We start from the raw sequence: 17566 nt of genomic DNA, 5'->3' as shown, positions 1-17566 counted from the left end.
TCAAGGCGGTCCGTGTTGATGAGAATATGCTAATATGCTAGTTGCTGGTGGGCGTCAACGAAGAGGAGCGCAATGCCTGGCAGAGATGGACTGAGACGACTGGAGCCGGTCAGGTCGCCAAGTGTAACCGATCAGGTGTTCGAGGCCCTTCACCGGCAGATCCTGTCGCTTGATCTTGCGCCCGGAACGAAAGTGTCAGAGATTGATGTTGCCCGGGCATTCGAAGTGTCGCGGCAGCCTGTGCGCGATGCGTTTTTCAGATTGTCGCAACTGGGGTTTCTTGAAATCCGGCCACAGCGCGCCACTGTCATCACGCGAATTTCCGAGACCGCTGTGTTGCGTGCCAGATTTGTGCGGACAGCTCTGGAACTCGCCTGTCTCAAGGCGGCGATCCAGACGATTTCGGAGCCCGACATCCGGGAGCTTGAACGCCTGCTGGCGGATCAGGAGGCTGCGGTTGCCGCAGACGACCGGCCCGGCTTTCACGCGCTGGATGATGAGTTTCATCGCAGGATGTGCGAGATGGCGGGGCAGGGCCATGTCTGGTCCCTGATCCGGGACCAGAAGGCGCATATGGACCGGGTGCGGTTCCTGTCGCTCGCCTCCAGCGCGCAAACCGCCTTCGCTGATCATGTTGATCTTGTCGATGCGCTGCGCCGGAAAGATGCAGCTGGTGCGGAAGCGATCCTGGGCACGCATCTCGGCAGGATTGCAGCCGTGCTTCAGGCCATCCGGGGCGAGCACCCTGAGTATTTTGACGATTGATCCCCAGAGAAGCTGGTGGCCATGGGTCACAGTGGCGTGAGATTAAGGATCTGTTTACCATAATCCTGTTGCCTACTTTTCAGGATAGCGTGTTTAGTTCCTTGATTTATTTGATCCGTTTGAACCCGCCCACAGGCGGTCGCCGAAAGGACGCGAAATGGCGCTGAAAATCAGCCGACGCGCATTTGTCGCCGGAATTCCGCTTTTGCTCGCAGCCTGCCAGAGCAAGCAGCGGTCTACCATTGACGCAGGGCTGACACCGCTTTCCGACGGGACGCCGGATTATGCCATTGCCTACGCGGCAAGAACCGATAACGGCTTTCCGCTGCCGGCCATCCAGTACCAGAATTTCGATCCCAAATTCCTGCGCCAGGTCGTGTTCTATCCGAGCAAGTATCCGGCCGGTACGATCGTGGTCGATCCGAAGAACAAGTTTCTTTACCTGGTCCAGCCCGGAGGCCGTGCGATCCGCTATGGCATCGGCGTCGGCCGTGCTGGCTTTGCCTGGAGCGGCGAAGCAGTCATCCGGTTCAAGCGCGAATGGCCGAAATGGTTTCCGCCCGACGAGATGATCGAGCGAGATCCCAAGCTGGAGAAATACCGGGACGGCCAGGAAGGCGGGCTCAGCAATCCGATCGGCGCGCGCGGGCTGTACCTTTGGCAGGGCAATGTCGACACGCTCTACCGGATCCACAGCACCAACCAGCCGAGCAGTATCGGTACAAACGCCTCCAGCGGCTGCATCCGCATGTGGCACCAGGATGTGATCGATCTCTACAACCGCGTCGAAGTCGGCACCAAGGTTGTTGTTCTGAGCTAGTGACGCGCCAGTGAACGCGCCGTTGAAAATGCTTCAGGTCCAGACGCACTTTCTGGTGTCATCAACGCAATGAGTTGATGGCTCCGGTGGACCCGATAGTATAGGCGCGTGAAGCGCGAGGCTTTCCGGGCGATTGTTTTCCCTCAAGCGCTTTCCCGCAGCGGCTCGGCCCGTGCGGCACAGACCCGCTGGGTATGCGGGGTCACGCCGAAGCGGTTCTGGTAAGTGCGGATGAAGTGCGAGGGGGACTCGTATCCGCACGCAAGGGCGATCTCCGAGATCGACTGCTCGGTCTGCAGGAGCAGATTGCGCGCCTTGGTCAGTTTCTGCTGGATCGCGAATTTCTTCGGCGACACTTTCAGATGTTTCTGGAACAGGCGCTCCAGCTGCCGGGTGGAGATGCCGATCTTGCGGGCGATTTCCGACGTCGGCAGATAATAGGGTGCACTTTCGTTAAGCAGGCGGATCGCTTCGGCGATGTGCGGATTGCGGATGCCGTGCCGGGCCTGCAGGGATATCTGCTGAGCTGCATCGGCCGGTCGGACACCGGAATAGACCATCATGTCTGCGATCGCTGCGGCAAGATCCTCACCATGGGTCTCGCCAATCAGGTGCAGCATCAGGTCGGTCGCCGCGGTGCCGCCCGAGGCGGTCACAAAGGTCTCATCAGCGACAAAGACGTTGCGACACAGGTCCACCTCCGGAAAGTTTTCCTGAAAGCTGTCGTGAAACGACCAGTGAATGGCAGCGCGCCGGTCCTGCAACAGGCCGGCCTTGGCCAGCACGTAGGCACCGGAGCAGATGGCGCCGATCTTTGTGCCGCGGGCCCGCTCCCGCCGCAGGAAGGAGAGCACTTCGGGGGAGGCCCGGTCGCCGACATTCTGTCCGGAAATCAGAAACAGACTGCTGCGCGGGGGCAGGTCGGTCAGGCCCTGATCGACCAGGGTCACGGTCCTGTTGGAGCAGACGGCCCGTTCGCCGTCTTCAGAGGCCAGGCGCCAGCTGTAAAGCTCTTCACCCTGCAGGAGATTGGCGATGCGCAGGGGCTCAACGGCGCAGGCAAAGGCGATGTGGGAAAAATCATCGAGCAGCAGGAAGGTGACGTCGCGCGTTCTGGGCATGTCGCTTTTCTCCGGAGCCTGTCGCCTTGGCCCGTTTCGGGCATGCGGCGTCTTTGTATAATTATTGTGTTGATATTGTATTCACATTGTATACAAGTCAGTCAACCTAATTCGAAACGGAGTGGACCGATGCCCCCCCAGCGTGGAACGGCAAAGACGGTTGCCTATGAAGACTTGAAGCGCGCGATCCTGACCCTGGAGCGCAGGCCCGGAAGCGCGCTGGAGGAAACGGAGCTGTGTGATCTCTATGGCCTGTCGCGTACCCCCTTGAGGGAAGTGCTGCAGCAACTGTCCGGCGAAGGCTACGTCACACTGCAGCTCAATCGTGGTGCGCGCGTGTCGGACATGACCCATTTCACCTTGCGCGATTTCTTCCTGGCGGCGCCGCTCATCTACAGCGCCATTTTGCGTCTGGCTGCCCAGAATGCGACGCCGACACAGATCGACGAGCTGAAGGCGGCGCAGGATGCGTTCCGGGAGGCCATGGAAACGGGCGATGTAACGGCACGCGCGCTGACCAACGACCGCTTCCACCGCATCACCGGACTGATGGCCGGCAACAGCTACCTGATGGCCAGCCTTGACCGGTTGCTGATCGACCACACCCGCATCGGCATGACCTTTTTTCGTCCGAAGAACGGGGCCAAGGATGACCGGCTCAAACTGGCCAGCGAGCAGCATGACGCGATGATCGTTGCCATCGAGGAGGGCAATGAAGAGCGCGCCGCCGAACTGGCGCTCGAGCACTGGGCCCTGTCGCGGGACCAGATCGAACTCTTTGTCATGCCTGCCGGGCTGGAAGCCCCGCTCGGCCAGCCGCCCAATCTCAAATCCGCCTGAAGCCGGAGACCATCTGGATGACACCAAGACTGACCTTTGAAGGCATCTATACGCCTGCCGTGACGCCCTATGATGCCGAGGGCAACGTCGTTTGGGACGCGCTTGGAAAGGTGATTGATCACCTTGTCGACAGCGGCGTTCACGGCCTGATTTCCGGGGGCTCCACGGGAGAAAACTATACCCAGACCGTGGAAGAGCGGCTGGAGCTGGCGCAGTTTACCAAGGACAGGCTCGATGGACGTCTGCCGCTCATCGTCGGCACCGGGACCATGCGGACACCGGATTCCATCGCGCTTGCCGAAGGCGCGGCAAAGATGGGGGCCGAAGCGATCCTGGTCGCAACGCCTCCCTATGCGGTGCCGACGGAACGGGAAAACGCACTCAACGTCCTGACCATCGACCGGGCCGCCGACCTGCCGATCATGCTCTACAACTATCCGGGCCGGATGGGCGTCAACATGGGAGAGGAATTCCTCGATCGGGTCGGGCGCTCGCGCAATGTCTGCGCCATCAAGGAAAGCTCGGGCGACATCAACCGGGTGCATCTGCTGGCCCGCGACTATCCACATATCCAGATGTCCTGCGGCATGGACGACCAGGCGCTTGAATTTTTTGCCTGGGGTGCGCGCAGCTGGGTCTGTGCCGGTTCCAACTTTCTGCCAAAGGAACATGTCGCGCTCTACCAGGCCTGTGCGGTTGACGGGGATTTTGACAAGGGCCGCCGGATCATGTCCGCGATGATGCCGTTGATGCGGGTCCTTGAGCAGGGCGGCAAGTTCATCCAGTGCGTCAAGCATGGCGTCGAGATGTGCGGGCTTTATGCCGGTCCGCCGCGGCCACCGCTGAAGGCGCTCAACAAGGACGACAAACGCCAGCTGGACCAGGTCGTCCGCGTTCTGAAATCCACTATCGAAGACATCACGGCGGGGGCGTGACCATGACCGATCTTCTGACACGTGACGAATACAAGGCCCTGGCCGCCAAGCTCACCCTGCCGACCAATGCCTTTGTCGATGGCAGCTACCGGCCGGCGCACTCTGGCAAGACATTTTCAACCGTCAATCCGGCAACGGGCGAGACCCTGGCCGAGGTTGCGGCCTGCGGCGCGGAGGATGTCGATTTTGCCGTCCTGAAGGCGCGAGAGGCGTTTGAGGACGGGCGTTGGTCGAAGCTGCATCCCGGTGAGCGCAAGGATATCCTGATCCGCTTTGCCAAGCTGCTGACCCGCAACCGGCGCGAACTGGCGGTGATGGAAAGCCTCGACAGCGGCAAGACCATCTTCGATTGCGAAACCGTCGATGTTCCGGAGACTATTCACTGCCTGAAATGGCATGCCGAGGCGATCGACAAGATCTATGATCAGGTGTCGCCTGCCTCCGACGATCATATCGCGATGCTGGTTCGGGAGCCGATCGGTGTGGTCGGGCTGGTGCTGCCCTGGAATTTCCCGCTTCTGATGCTGGCCTGGAAGATCGGTCCGGCGCTTGCCGCCGGCTGTTCGGTGATCGTCAAGCCGGCGGAAGAAACCTCGCTGACGGCCTTGCGTGTTGCCGAACTGGCCATGGAGGCCGGCATTCCGCGCGGTGTCTTCAACGTGGTGCCGGGCACCGGCCCTGAAGTCGGCGAGCCACTTGGCCGGCACATGGATGTCGACATGGTGTCCTTCACGGGCTCGACTGAAACCGGTCGTCGCTTCCTGCGCTACGCCGCCGACAGCAACCTGAAAGAGGTCGTCCTGGAAATGGGCGGCAAGAATCCGAGCGTCGTTCTGAAGGACGCCGACAATCTCGACCGTGTGGCCGCCCATGTGGTCAACGGTGCTTTCTGGAACATGGGCGAAAACTGCTCGGCAAGTTCCCGTCTGATCGTGGAAGCGGAAATCAAGGACGCGCTGTTGGAGCGGATCCTGGCACATGCCCGGGAGTGGACCCTGGGCGATCCGCTTGATCCGGAACACCGGGTCGGCGCGCTTGTCTCAAGCGCCCATTTCAACAAGGTCTGTTCCTATCTCGACACCGGTGCAACGGTGCTGATGGGGGGCAAGAGCCATGATGGCGCCTATGTGGAACCGACCGTGCTGGAGGTCGATGCGTCTTCGACGATTGCCAGGGAAGAGATCTTCGGTCCGGTCCTGAGCGTCTTGACCGTGCAAGGGTTCGACGAAGCCATCGACATGGCCAATGCCACGGACTATGGCCTGGCGGCATCGATCTTCACCTCCAATGCCAAGAAGGCCCTGCGCGGTGCGCGCGCCATCCGGGCTGGCACGGTGACGGTCAATTGCTTCGGCGAAGGCGACATCACCACGCCATTCGGCGGCTTCAAACAGTCCGGTTTCGGCGGGCGCGACAACAGCCTGGCCGCCCATGACCAGTACACCCAGCTGAAGACCATCTGGCTGGATCTCTCCGATGACGAGGACGAGGCTGTCGGATGACGACGCGGGCCGCCAGCTCTCTGCCTTGCCTGCAAGGACCGGCGGCCTGGAACAGGATCCTGCCGGAGGCTCCGGCGGTTGATGTGCTGTGCGGCGACATTCGTGCCGATGTGACCATCATCGGCGCGGGGTTCGCCGGCCTCAGCGCTGCAAGGCGTCTCAAACAGATTGATAGCGCTCTGAACGTCGTGGTGCTGGATGCCATGGCGATTGCCGACAGTTCGGCCGGGCGCAATTCCGGCTTCATGATCGACCTGCCGCATGAACTGACATCGGAGGATTACGCGGGCGCAGGGGACGACAGGTCGCTCATCGCGCTCAATCGCCAGGCCATCGCCTTCGCGGGGGAGGCCGTTGCCGATTACCAGATCGATGCGAACTATTTCGATCCGGCGGGCAAGATCAACGGTGCGGCCAGTGCCAAGGCGGAGGCGCATAACCGCAGTTACGCCGAGCATCTGGCCAGCCTCGGGGAGGATTTTGAACTGCTGGACCGGGCGCAGATGAAGGATCTGACCGGCAGTGCGCACTATGCGGCAGGGCTCTATACGCCCGGGACGGTGATGCTGCAGCCGGCTGGCTATATTCGCGGACTTGCCGCCGGGCTGCGCCGTCAGGGCGTCCGCAGTTTCGAAATGAGCCCGGCAACGGCGTTCTCACGGCAAGGTGCCGACTGGCAGGTCACCACGCCCAAGGGGCGTGTGAGCACTGGCAAGATCATTCTGACCGTCAACGGCCACCTTGAAAGTTTTGGTTTTGAGCGGGACCGGCTGATGCAGCTGTTCCTGTTCGCGGTGATGACACCTGAACTGGATGCGGAGGCGCTCGGGAAACTCGGCGGTGCGCCGCGTTGGGGGATCACGCCGTCCGATCCGATGGGCACGACCCTGCGCCGGATCGACACCGGCCAGGGGGGCAACCGGATCGTCACGCGTACCTGTGCGGTTCTGAAGCCTGACATGCGCCTGTCCGGCAAGCATGTGGCCCGGGCGGCTGCCGTGATGCAGCGAAAATTTGATCGACGGTTTCCGCAACTGGCCGGTCTTGAAATGGAATACAAGTGGGCCGGCCATCTCTGCCTGTCTCTCAATGGCGTTGCTGTCCTGCGCGAACTGGAGGACGGGGTCTATTCCGGCTGCGTCCAGAACGGCCTCGGCACGGCGCGCGGAACATTGACCGGGATCGGGGCAGCCGAGCTCGCCCTGGGTGTTACAAGCGACATCACCCGGCATTTTGGTGCGGAGACGAGGCCAAAAAAACTGCCGCCGCAGCCCTTTCGCGAGATCGGCGCCAATGCGGTTCTGCGCTGGAAGGAATGGCGGGCTGCCGAGGAGTGAATTCTCGCATTTTTGCCTGGCCGGCGGCTCGAAGGACGGGCTGCAAACTCCCGGGCGGGTATCAGAAGCCTCAAACCACCCAGCCAAAGCCGTATCCGGCCAGCAGCGAACCTGTGACAGCCAGTCCCAGATAGAGCAGGAACGGGCGTAACCGCAGCACGGGGAAGATCGCCAGAGCGCCCCAGATGCTGACAACGCCGCCGGAGACGAGAAAGGCCATGGCTGCCCCCGGAGACATGCCATTGTCGATGAGACCGCGAGTCAAGGGGAGGGCGGCGTACCCGTCGATATAGGCGGGGGCGCCGACAAAGACGGCAGCCGGGATTGCCCACCATGTGTCTTCGCCGACATAGGCGGCCAGCGCGCCGGGGGTCAGTGCGGCGTTGAGTGCATATTCTGCAAAGAATGCGGGGATCAGGCAGATCAGGATCAGCCGTGTTGTGGCCAAGGCCTGTTTGGCAAAGGCGCGGCGGCGTTCCCTGGTTTGCCAGATCCGCGGCTCGAAGGTGGACGGTCCGCAGCTGCAGGACGTCGTCAGGGAGTTGGTCAACCCGCCTTTGCGCAAAGCCGACTGACCACCCTCGCTGCCGGTCAACGCAGCCGTTACCATGCCGCCGAGAAGTCCCAGGCCAAAGGCGGAGATGGTCTTGCCGATAGCAAAGGCCAGTCCGAGCGTTGCCGCTGTCGTCGCCAGCATTGCAGGGTCGGTGACGGGAGAGGACAGCCAGAACGCCATCACCGGGGCGAGGGGAACCCCGGCCGCAAGCAACCCGACCATCAGCGGTAACACAGTGACGCCGCAGACAGGGGTAATGGCCCCGATGGCCGCGGCGGCCAGAACGGCGGGAAACAGGCGGCCTTCAAAGGCCTTGCCGATCAGTCTGTCCGCACCGCTGGCCATGATCCAGGCTGTCAGGGCGATGCCTGGAAGGACAAGCGGTGCGACTTCGACAAGTCCCTCGCCGGTGAACAGCAGGCCCTCCCGGAGCAGGCTGGGCCAGAGCCAGGCCGAAACGACAGCGCAAAGCAACACGCTCCCAAACAAGATGGGGCGGATCCTGAGGGGCGTTGATGAAACCGTCCGGTCTTGCAAGGGAACCTCCTGTTGTTGACGCTCGAATGATAGTTATGATCAACTCATTCGGAAAACGAATATCTTGAATAACGGATATTGAAAAAACAGATGATGTCACTTGATAGCGACCTGCTCCGGACGTTCCTTGCCGTTGCCGGAAGCGGCAGCATCACCGAAGGCGCCGGGTTGATCGGCCGCTCGCAATCGGCAACCAGCCTGCAGATCATGCGGCTGGAAGAGGTGCTCGGGCGTGAGGTGTTCGACCGGACCGGGCGAGGCGTCAGCCTGACGGAAACCGGGCAGAAACTCTTGCCGGTTGCCAGGGAAGTGACCGGACGGCTGGATGCCGCCTTGCGGGAGATCACCTCCGATGGTCTGCGGGGAAAATTACGCCTGGCCATTCCGGATGATCATGGCCGCGCCAAACTGGCCGAGATCCTTGGGGCCTTCGCCCAGTCTCATCCGCAGGTGGATCTGGACGTCACCTGTTCGCTGAGCACGGAGTTTCCCGGAATGCTGCGGAAGGGCCAGCTCGATCTGGCCGTCTACGAGGTTGAAAGTCCGGAAACCGGCGAGGAAGTGGTCCACGAGGATCCGACCTGCTGGGTCGCCTCAGGCCATTTGAAGCTGGACAGCGCAGAGCCGGTTCCCGTTGCCCTGTTCGACCGGGCCTGCTGGTGGCGGGATGCGGCCATCGAGGCTCTGGAGCGCCGGGGCAAGCCCTACCGCATCGTGTTTTCCAGCCAGAGCGTGTCCGGTGTGACCTCAGCCGTAGAAGCAGGCATCGCCATCGGCCTCCTGGGCAGATCTTCTGTTGAACCGCACCTGACCGTGCTGGGGGAAGAACAAGGGTTTCCGGAGATGCCCAAATCGCGTCTTGTCATTGGCACGGCCGAAGACGTGGAGGAACCGTTGGCCGAGACAATGAAAACAGCCATCCGCAAGGCGTTTCGGGCCCAGGGTCATGGCAGGCTGAGCCGGGTCATGCGGCCGCCGTCAACGGTATAGACCTGACCCGTGATGAAACCGCTTTCTTCGGCTGCCAGGAAAGCCACAAGCGCTGCGACCTCTTCCGGTTTGCCCGTGCGCTTGACCGGGTGGATCGCGCCGACACCGCGCCGGAAGGCGTCCGGATCCGGCATGGTCTCGATGAAGTCGAGATTGAGATCTGTATCGATCCAGCCGGGTGCGACTGCGTTGCAGCGGATGGCGTCCGGACCGTGATCGACGGCAACGGCCCGGGTCAGGCCGTGCAGCCCGGCCTTCGAGGCAGAGTAGGCCGCATGGTTCGGATTGCAGCCAATGCCTTCGATGGAGCCGATATTCACGATGGCGCCTCTGGTGGCACGCAGATGCGGCAGGGCGCCTTTGATGGTCAGGAAGGGCGCTGTGAGATTGACGGCAAGCGAGCGCTGCCAGTCGGCAAGGCTCATGGCCTCGATAGAAGCTTCCTGCATCACGCCGGCATTGTTGACCAGCACATCCAGCTGCTGCGCTCTGGACATGACTTCGCCGACAACCTTTGCCGGAGCTTCCGGATCGGTGAAATCCGCCACAACATGATCAAAGTCAGGATCCGCGCCGCGCTGTGCGGTGAACACCCGGGCTCCTTCCTCCCTCAGACGGACCGCGATGGCTCGACCGATGCCACTGCGGCCGCCGGTGACCAGCGCGACCTTGCCCTCGAACCGTTTCATGCGACCGACTTTCCGCCATTGACTTCGACCAGCGCGCCGCACATGTAGCGGGCCGCATCAGACGCGAGAAACAGGACCACATCGGCTATATCGTCCGGCTTCGCGACCCGGCCGAGCGGAACCGTCTTGCCGAGCGCGTCAATCGCGGTTTCCGGATCGAAGCCTCGTTTTTCAAAACCGGTGCGCAGCATCGGCGTGTCGACCTCGTTCGGGCAGACCGCGTTGATGCGGACCCCCTGATGAGCATGGTCCCGGCCCATGCATTGGGTGAGCGAGGCAATCGCTGCCTTGGTCATGCAATAGAGCGCGTGATTGGGACCCGGATGCACGCCCCAGCAGGAGGCGAGGTTGACGATGGTGCCACCGCCTCCTGCCGCCAGGATTGGAATGCCCGCCCGGCAGATCCGGAAAGGCGCCTCGACATTGACGCCCACCGAAAGATCCCAGTCGCGGTCGCTTGTGTCCGTGACAGGGCCGCGCGTGATGACCCCGGCATTGTTGATGATGATGTCGAGGCCGCCGAGCGCGTCCGCGGCCGCCTGTGCAAGTCCGTCGCTGTAGGATCTGTCCAGGAGGTCGCCGGGCAGATCGACATCCGTCTCCAGGCCGTCGCAATTCATGTCGGCAACGGCGGTAACCGCGCCTTCCGTGCGCAGCATCTGCGTGATCACCCGGCCCATGCCGCCGGCTGCGCCGGTGACAAGAGCCTTCTTGCCTGAGAAACGCATTTCAAAGTCTCCTGATCAAAAAGCGGCGACGGGTGAACCGAACAGGCTTTCATCCGGTTCAACGCCAAGTCCGGGGCCTTGCGGCAGGCGGATGTGGCCGTTCCTGATCCGGACGCCTTCACCGAGCGAATAGCTGCCCTCGATCATCGGTTCGGCCAGCCAGACACCTTCCAGCAATGAGGGTTTGACGGTGGCGGCGATATGGGTGCAGGCGGCGGCGATGACATCGCCGCCCCAGGCATCGTCGCAGGTATGGGGCAGGTTGACGGCTTCGCAGATATCCCGGAACGCAGCCATCTGCTGCAGTCCGCCGATCCGGGTGACCTTCATGCCGAAGCCGTCGACCAGCCCCGTTCCTACCGCCCGGATTATGGTTGCAAGATCCGTGCCGTTCTCGTCCATGTAGAGGGCGTGCTGGATCTGCGGGCGGACCTTTTCCAGATCCTCGATCCGGTTACAGGGCTGTTCCAGGACAAAGGGGACATCAGGACACTCGCGGCAGATGCGAAGCGCATCGCGGGTTGTCCAGCCACGATTGCCGTCAACGGCAAGGCGCATGCCCGATCCCCTGATCTTCTCCCAGACCTTGCGGATGGTCTCAATGTCGAGTTCCACCGGCCGTCCGCCCAGCTTGACCTGCAGGCGCGGATAGCCTTCCTGCTGCTTTTCAGCGGCAATGCGGGCGATCTCGTCCGGTGCGCCGACACCGGTGGCAAAGTAGGACGGCACGCTGTCGGTGGCAGCGCCGCCGAGAAGCACTGCGACACCAAGGCCAAGATGTTTGCCAAGCAGGTCGTGAACGGCGATGTCGACGGCGGCCTTAGCGTAATTGTGGCCGTTGAGCTGCCCCTGCATGAGCCGGTTGATTTTCAACGGTTGCACAGGCTTGCCGATCAGCGCGGGTGCGATCTGCTGCAATGCCGCCTGCGCGCCGGCCGCATGAGCCTCCGCATAGGTCGGCCCGACCGGGCAGGTTTCCCCCCAGCCGGTCAGGCCTGTGTCTGAGGCCAGCTTGACGAGGGTGGTTTGCAGCGACCAGACCTCGGCATTGGCCATCTTGTAGGGGCCGTTTTTCACCGGCAGATCGTGCCGGAAGATCTCGACGGAAGCGATGTTCATGCAAGGTCCTGACTGGGAAGATGCAATAGCAAGTGGTGTCAGTATTCCTGGTTCAGGGCATCTTCGGCCGGGATTTCGCGCTCGCGGCGGGCGATATAGTCCAGCAGCGCCTCGTTCCTTGCTTCATCCAGCTTCGGCTCCTGGTATTCCGACAGGAGCTTGCGGGCCTGTTTGAGCGCACGCTCGGTGATTTCCACTTCGCCTTCCGCCTTCCATTGCTCGATCGAGTTGTTGTCGAACATGTCCGGCATGAAAAAGGCACGCTGGAAATTCTCCTGGGTGTGCGGATGGCCAAGATAGTGACCGCCCGGACCGACGTCGCGGACTGCTGCCAGGGCTTCGTCGAAATCGTCCCAGCGGGGTCCCTCGGCCATGCGATAGGCCATGGCGCATTGTTCTGCGTCGACGATGAACTTGGCGACCGAGCAATGCATGCCCGCTTCGTTCCAGCCCGCTGCATGCCAGATGTAGTTGGCGCCCGCATGCATGACCGCGCTCAGGGTCGCGGCGCTTTCATAGCCGGCCTGGGCGTCGAAGGTCTTGGCGCCGCCGAGAGAACCGGAGGTACGCCAGGGCACGCCGTAATAGCGGGCCATCTGGCCGATCAGGAAATTCATCAGGCTGATCTCGGGTGTGCCGGCCATCGGGGCACCGGATTTCATCGAGACGGTCGACAGATAGTGGCCGTAGATTGCCGGAGCGCCCTTGCGGATCACCTGGGTGTAGGCGAGCGCACTCAGGGCCTCGGCATTGAGCTGGGCAACGGCTGGAACGACAGACGCCGGCGTGTTGGCGCCGCCGAGCACGAAGGGTGAGCACAGCACCGGCTGGTTCCGCTTGCAGAATGCGCGCATGGCGCCCAGCATGGTCTCGTCCCAGACCAGGGGGGAGTTGCCGTTGCAGTTCCCGGTCGTGACCGGATGATCTTCCAAATAGTCTTCTCCGAAGAGAAGTGCGCACATCTCCATGACGTCTTCGGCATTCTTCGGGCTTGTCGTCATGCCCATGAAGGTCTTGTCCGAATGCTTCATCGACGAATAGGTGATGCGCAGGTGACGGTGGCTGATGGGGTGGTCATAGGGTTCGACAATGTGATGCGCGCTGGAATGCATCGCCGGCAGCATGTGGCTGAGCTTGTGAAACATCGCCAGATCGGCGAGCGTCGGATTGCGGCGTTCGTCGTTCAGGTCGCGGATGAACGGGGCGCCGGTCATGGGCACGAAGATCGACCGATTGCCGCCTAGGGGCACGTTCTTGTCGGGGTTTCGGGCGTGGTAGGTGAAGCTGGACGGAATGGTGCTGATCAGCTCGCGCACCAGGCCTCGATCAAGATAGACCCGTTCGCCATCGACCCTGGCGCCGGCCCTTGTCCAGTCGTCCAGGGCAATCGGATCGCGGAAGATGATACCGACCTCTTCCAGGATTTTCATGGAGGCAGCGTCCAGGCGTTCGATCTGGTCCTGGTCCAGAGGCTCGCACAAAGGCAGCTTGCGGGTCAGGCCCGGCAGCATGTCGTGATCAGGGGCGGTGCGGATGGCGCGGCGGCCGGCACGGCCGCCGCTGCGGCTGCGCGTTGCGACACTCATGTGGGTCTCCAGTCTTGTCCTTGTGAGAACCAGACTGCGCCTCATTCGGGAGCGATGCCTGCCGGAAACCGAACAGCCGCTGCATTTTCCGACATTTGCAGATGTTGGCGGCAGCAGAATGAACCGGCATTCAGTGGGTATGCACTAATAGGCTCTCAGGACCAGTTTTCTGACTTGCCGGGCGGCTTTGGTCAGCCCTTCGTTACGTTCGATGAGCTGAATGTGACTGTTCGGCAGGCTGGGCAGACCGTCACCGGCATTCAATTTGACAAGGTCGTTCGGAATCATGCCCTCCATCATCACGGTGGCGGCCATGCCGGCGGCGACAGCGCATCTGACGACCTGACCACTGGTGCTGACAAGCGCTTCGCGGAACGCAGTGTCATGGGCCCTTAAGGCCGAGATTGCGGCTTGCCGGAACACGCAGGGTTCTGGGTAAAAAGCCAGTGGCCAGGGCTGTCCGTCCGGCAGTTCGAAATCCGTTGCCGCAACCCAGAAAAGGGGCGGGTTGGAAAGCGTCTTTGCTAAATGTGTGGGATCAGGCAGGGTGACGATGGCCAGGTCCAGACGGCGCGCCTCGATCTGGTGCTGCAGGTTGGTGCTCATATCGCTGACAATGCTGAGTTCAATGCCCGGGAACTGGTGCCGTAGCTGCCGCAGCAGCTTCGGTAATATCGGCAAGGCGTAGTCCTCTGCTATTCCGAGCCGGACGCTTCCGGATACGACGCCCTGGTGGATGTGGTCCAGGAGAACGTCGTGCTGATCCACAAGCGCCTGTGCGTGAGGCAGCAGATCCTGTCCGGCGGCCGTCAGCTTGACCCGATGATAGGCCCGTTCGAACACGGGCGAGCCAATCTGGTCTTCCAGGGCGCGAATGCGCTGGGACATGGTTGCCTGCGAGCAGGCCATGCGCGCCGCAGCCTTTGAAAAACTGCCTTCCAAAGCCACGGATAGAAAGGAACGCAGGAGCTTGGTGTCGATATCGGGCATCGCTATTGAAAATACCAATACTACTCTTCATGCAATATTGTTTTACCAATTTTGTCTCCCGCACTAGCGTTTTCCCGAACACTGCGAGGGTTGTAGATGAAAGTCGGTTTTATCGGTCTGGGCACCATGGGTGGCAATGCCGCCAAGAACGTCATTCGTGCAGGCTTCGATACGGTGGTCCACGACCTGCGCCGCGAAGCCGCAGCTGACCATCTCGCCATGGGGGCGGGCTGGGCAGACAGCCCAAAGGATCTCATCGACCAGGCCGATTGTGTTGTATCGATGGTGTTCGGTCCAGCCAATCTTCAGGACATCTTGCAAGGTGCGAACGGACTGTTGCAGGGGGCGTGCACCGGAAAGATCTGGATCGATTTGACCACGTCGTCTCCGAAATTCATGAGGGCCCTGATCTCGGACTTTGTTTCTCAAGGCGGCAAGCCGATTGACGCGCCGGTCACCGGATCGGTCGATGCGGCCATCCGCGGGGACATGCCCATGTTTGTTGGTGGTGAAGACACACATATCGAAGAAGCCAGGCCGGTGATCGAAGCCATGGGTGAGATCCGGAAGGTCGGCCGGTACGGCAACGGATATGTGGCAAAACTGGTCAACAACCAGCTCTGGAAGATCCATGCCGCCGCCATCGGCGAGGCGATGGTCTGCGCCAAGAAGGCGGGTATCGAGCCGGATGTCTGGTGGGAGGTGATGAAGGGCGGTGCGGCCGACAGTTTCGTCATGCAGCATGATGTTCCGTCGATCTTTGCAGGCCATTACGATCCGTCCTTCCCCTTAAAACTTTGCCTGAAGGATCTGAAGCTCATCAAGGAGCTAATGGATGAGACCGGAACACGCTCGGAATTGACCGATGCCTGCCACAAGCGCTTTCAGGAAGCTGAAAACCGCTACGGACACGAGGCTGGTGAAATGAGCGTGTGCAGGCTGATCGAGGATGCTGCAGGTGTCGCGTTACGGGTCGATGGCAACTGGCTGGCACCCTGGGAGGTAGAGCCGGAGACAGCTGAGCCCCGCGTGCCTGGTTGACGCGGCATGGGCCGGAATTGCCGGAAATAGGGGGGCGTCAAAGATATCCATCAGAAGAACGGAAATAGATGAAAATATAGGCAGGTTGGACCTGCCGAGACCTCTGAAATGACAGCAGGCAATCACAATAATGCTGCTTCGCACAAAAATACGGCGCCAAACCAACATTAAAAATTTTAAATGATGAATTTCGCCAAAGGGGTGGCCGAAGCAGGGGAGTTCGTGTTTTGCTAGGTACATGTCGCAAATGAGCATAGCCAATACGAAAAAAGGCACGATGCTACGTTTGGGAATTTTACTGTCGACAACTTTTAATAATCCAGACGGGGAGACAGATGACAAAATCCGAAGACAAGGACATGATCCATCGCCTTGAGCAGGCTGCGCGCACAGGCGGGATCACCAAACGCGACTTCATTCGCTATTCCTTGGTGGCCGGCCTTACCGCGACAACGGCGACGGGCCTCTGGTCCACCAAGGCCAAAGCCCAGCCGAAATCCGGCGGTACTTTCCGCTGGGGCGTCCATGACGGCAATACCTCTGACAGTCACGATCCGGGCACTTATCTGACCCGCGTGATGATCTTCCTGGCGCATACCCACCGGTCCTACCTGACCATGATCATGGGCGACGGATCGCTCGGTCCGGATCTGGCGGACAGCTGGGAAGCCAGCGCGGATGCGTCCGAGTGGACCTTCAAACTGACTGAAAACGCGTCGTTCCACAGCGGTAAGAAGCTGACCGCCGACGACGTCATTGCCTCGCTGAACCATCACCGCGGGGACAAGACCACTTCCGCCGCCAAGGCCCTTCTGGCCGATGTCACCGACATCACCAAGGACGGCGACTACACCGTTGTCGTGAAACTGTCCGGCGGCAATGCCGATTTCCCGTGGCTGATGACCGACTACCACCTGGCGATCTGCCCGGCCAAGGAAGACGGATCCATCGATTGGGAATCCGGCGACGGCTCCGGCCCCTACAAGATCGACAGCGGCGATTTCGGCGTTCAGTTCAGCCTCAGCCGTCATGACGGCTGGCATCGTGAAGGCGCCTATTTCGACAAGGTCGAAATCATCACCCTGAACGACCCGAACGCCCGCCAGGCGGCGCTTGTGACCGGGGACGTCGATGCGGTGTCGCTCATCGAACTCAAGACGATGGCGCTCCTGCAGCGCAACCCGAACATCAAGATCCACAACATCCCGTCAGCTGGTGCAATCACCATGCCGATGCATTGCGATACGGCTCCGTTCGACAATCCGGATGTCCGCAACGCGCTGAAACATTCCATTGACCGGGACGAAGTCATTCTCAAGATCGCCTATAACGCGGCGACCAAGGGCAATGACTTCCACCATTCGCCGGCGCAACCTTACTTTCCGGAAGGCCTGGAGCAGAACAGCTACGACCCGGACAAGGCGAAGTCGCTCTTGAAGAAGGCAGGTGCGGAAGGTCTTACCGTCAATCTGAGCGTCGCGGATTCTGTCTATGCCGGCGCGGTCGATATGGCCGTTCTTTACGCGCAGCAGGCCAAGGCATCGGGCATCAACATCAATGTCGTGCGTGAGCCGAATGACGGCTACTACTCCGACGTCTGGCTCAAGAAGCCTTTCTGCCTGGTGTCCTGGGGCGCGCGTCCGACCCCGGATGTGATGTACACCCTGGCCTATAAGGACGATGCCGCCTGGAACGAATCGCGCTGGAAAAATCCGCGCTTCAACGAGCTGCTGCTGCAGGCGAAAGCCGAACTTGACGATGCCAAGCGTGCGGAAATGTACAGCGAGATGGCTGTCTTGGCGCGGGATGACGGCGGCACCATCATCCCGTTCTTCAACAACTTCGTCTACGCCAACAGCACGAAGGTGGGCACGCCGGAGCAACTGGCGGCCAGCTGGGAAAATGACGGCGCCCGCGCCGCAAGCCGCTGGTGGTTCGAGTCCTGATCCTGAAACGGGGGCGGCGGGAAACCGTCGCCCCCGCCCTGGTTTCTCCGCATTTTATGCGGTG

16 protein-coding genes are annotated in these 17566 nt (G+C 61.2%); 9 read left to right on the top strand and 7 right to left on the bottom strand.

Annotated features, from left to right (window positions below; translation table 11 throughout):
* Positions 1 to 72 precede the first annotated feature (72 nt).
* Together CHH27_RS14040 and CHH27_RS14035 are read left to right on the top strand one after the other, a co-directional pair.
* Complete coding sequence (locus tag CHH27_RS14040) at positions 73 to 765, top strand: GntR family transcriptional regulator (RefSeq protein WP_094072148.1); 693 nt, start codon at positions 73 to 75, stop codon at positions 763 to 765.
* A 157-nt stretch (positions 766 to 922) separates the two neighbouring features.
* Complete coding sequence (locus tag CHH27_RS14035; protein ID WP_094072147.1) at positions 923 to 1585, top strand: L,D-transpeptidase; 663 nt, start codon at positions 923 to 925, stop codon at positions 1583 to 1585.
* 143 nt (positions 1586 to 1728) lie between these two features.
* On the opposite strand, the gene CHH27_RS14030 is transcribed toward CHH27_RS14035, so the two are convergent.
* Complete coding sequence (locus CHH27_RS14030; protein ID WP_094072146.1) at positions 1729 to 2706, bottom strand: GlxA family transcriptional regulator; 978 nt, start codon at positions 2704 to 2706, stop codon at positions 1729 to 1731.
* A 129-nt stretch (positions 2707 to 2835) separates the two neighbouring features.
* Between CHH27_RS14030 and CHH27_RS14025 the strand changes: the two genes are divergently transcribed.
* From CHH27_RS14025 to CHH27_RS14010, 4 genes are read left to right on the top strand one after another with little or no spacing between them, the layout of a single operon-like run.
* Positions 2836 to 3546, top strand: coding sequence for a GntR family transcriptional regulator (locus CHH27_RS14025; protein ID WP_094072145.1), 711 nt, complete (start codon positions 2836 to 2838; stop codon positions 3544 to 3546).
* Positions 3547 to 3575: 29 nt separating this feature from the next.
* Positions 3576 to 4481: a dihydrodipicolinate synthase family protein gene (locus tag CHH27_RS14020; RefSeq protein ID WP_208988960.1), complete on the top strand. Its 906-nt coding sequence runs from the start codon at positions 3576 to 3578 to the stop codon at positions 4479 to 4481.
* A gap of 2 nt (positions 4482 to 4483) precedes the next feature.
* Positions 4484 to 5983, top strand: coding sequence for an aldehyde dehydrogenase (locus tag CHH27_RS14015; protein WP_094074742.1), 1500 nt, complete (start codon positions 4484 to 4486; stop codon positions 5981 to 5983).
* On the top strand, positions 5980 to 7320 hold the full coding sequence (locus CHH27_RS14010) for an FAD-binding oxidoreductase (protein ID WP_094072143.1): 1341 nt from the start codon (positions 5980 to 5982) through the stop codon (positions 7318 to 7320). Before CHH27_RS14015 ends, CHH27_RS14010 begins: the two co-directional genes overlap by 4 nt.
* 70 nt (positions 7321 to 7390) lie before the next feature.
* On the opposite strand, the gene CHH27_RS14005 is transcribed toward CHH27_RS14010, so the two are convergent.
* On the bottom strand, positions 7391 to 8365 hold the full coding sequence (locus CHH27_RS14005) for a permease (protein ID WP_247646104.1): 975 nt from the start codon (positions 8363 to 8365) through the stop codon (positions 7391 to 7393).
* A 138-nt stretch (positions 8366 to 8503) separates the two neighbouring features.
* Between CHH27_RS14005 and CHH27_RS14000 the strand changes: the two genes are divergently transcribed.
* A complete protein-coding gene (locus CHH27_RS14000; RefSeq protein ID WP_094074741.1) occupies positions 8504 to 9403 on the top strand; it encodes a LysR substrate-binding domain-containing protein in 900 nt (299 codons plus the stop codon).
* On the opposite strand, the gene CHH27_RS13995 is transcribed toward CHH27_RS14000, so the two are convergent.
* The 5 genes from CHH27_RS13995 to CHH27_RS13975 all read right to left on the bottom strand — a co-directional run bounded on the left by CHH27_RS13995 (position 9358) and on the right by CHH27_RS13975 (position 14533).
* A complete protein-coding gene (locus tag CHH27_RS13995) occupies positions 9358 to 10092 on the bottom strand; it encodes an SDR family NAD(P)-dependent oxidoreductase (protein WP_094072141.1) in 735 nt (244 codons plus the stop codon). The genes CHH27_RS14000 and CHH27_RS13995 overlap by 46 nt on opposite strands.
* Entirely contained in the window at positions 10089 to 10820 is a 732-nt protein-coding gene (locus CHH27_RS13990) for an SDR family NAD(P)-dependent oxidoreductase (protein WP_094072140.1), read from the bottom strand. Before CHH27_RS13990 ends, CHH27_RS13995 begins: the two co-directional genes overlap by 4 nt.
* Positions 10821 to 10835: 15 nt before the next feature.
* Positions 10836 to 11939: a mandelate racemase/muconate lactonizing enzyme family protein gene (locus tag CHH27_RS13985; protein ID WP_094072139.1), complete on the bottom strand. Its 1104-nt coding sequence runs from the start codon at positions 11937 to 11939 to the stop codon at positions 10836 to 10838.
* Between the two features lie 38 nt (positions 11940 to 11977).
* Positions 11978 to 13525: a trimethylamine methyltransferase family protein gene (locus CHH27_RS13980; protein WP_094074740.1), complete on the bottom strand. Its 1548-nt coding sequence runs from the start codon at positions 13523 to 13525 to the stop codon at positions 11978 to 11980.
* 144 nt (positions 13526 to 13669) lie between these two features.
* Positions 13670 to 14533, bottom strand: coding sequence for a LysR family transcriptional regulator (locus CHH27_RS13975; RefSeq protein ID WP_157738929.1), 864 nt, complete (start codon positions 14531 to 14533; stop codon positions 13670 to 13672).
* A 78-nt stretch (positions 14534 to 14611) separates the two neighbouring features.
* On the opposite strand from CHH27_RS13975, the gene CHH27_RS13970 reads away from it, so the two are divergent.
* Positions 14612 to 15556, top strand: a complete 945-nt coding sequence (locus tag CHH27_RS13970; protein WP_094072137.1) for an NAD(P)-dependent oxidoreductase — start codon at positions 14612 to 14614, stop codon at positions 15554 to 15556.
* 335 nt (positions 15557 to 15891) lie between these two features.
* Positions 15892 to 17502 carry an ABC transporter substrate-binding protein gene (locus CHH27_RS13965; protein ID WP_094072136.1) on the top strand — a complete coding sequence of 537 codons (1611 nt, stop codon included), beginning with the start codon at positions 15892 to 15894 and terminating at the stop codon, positions 17500 to 17502.
* Positions 17503 to 17566: the final 64 nt, after the last annotated feature.

It is taken from the genome of Labrenzia sp. VG12, assembly GCF_002237595.1.
In the GTDB taxonomy this organism is placed as follows: domain Bacteria; phylum Pseudomonadota; class Alphaproteobacteria; order Rhizobiales; family Stappiaceae; genus Roseibium.
This window is presented reverse-complemented; position numbering and strand designations above follow the sequence as displayed.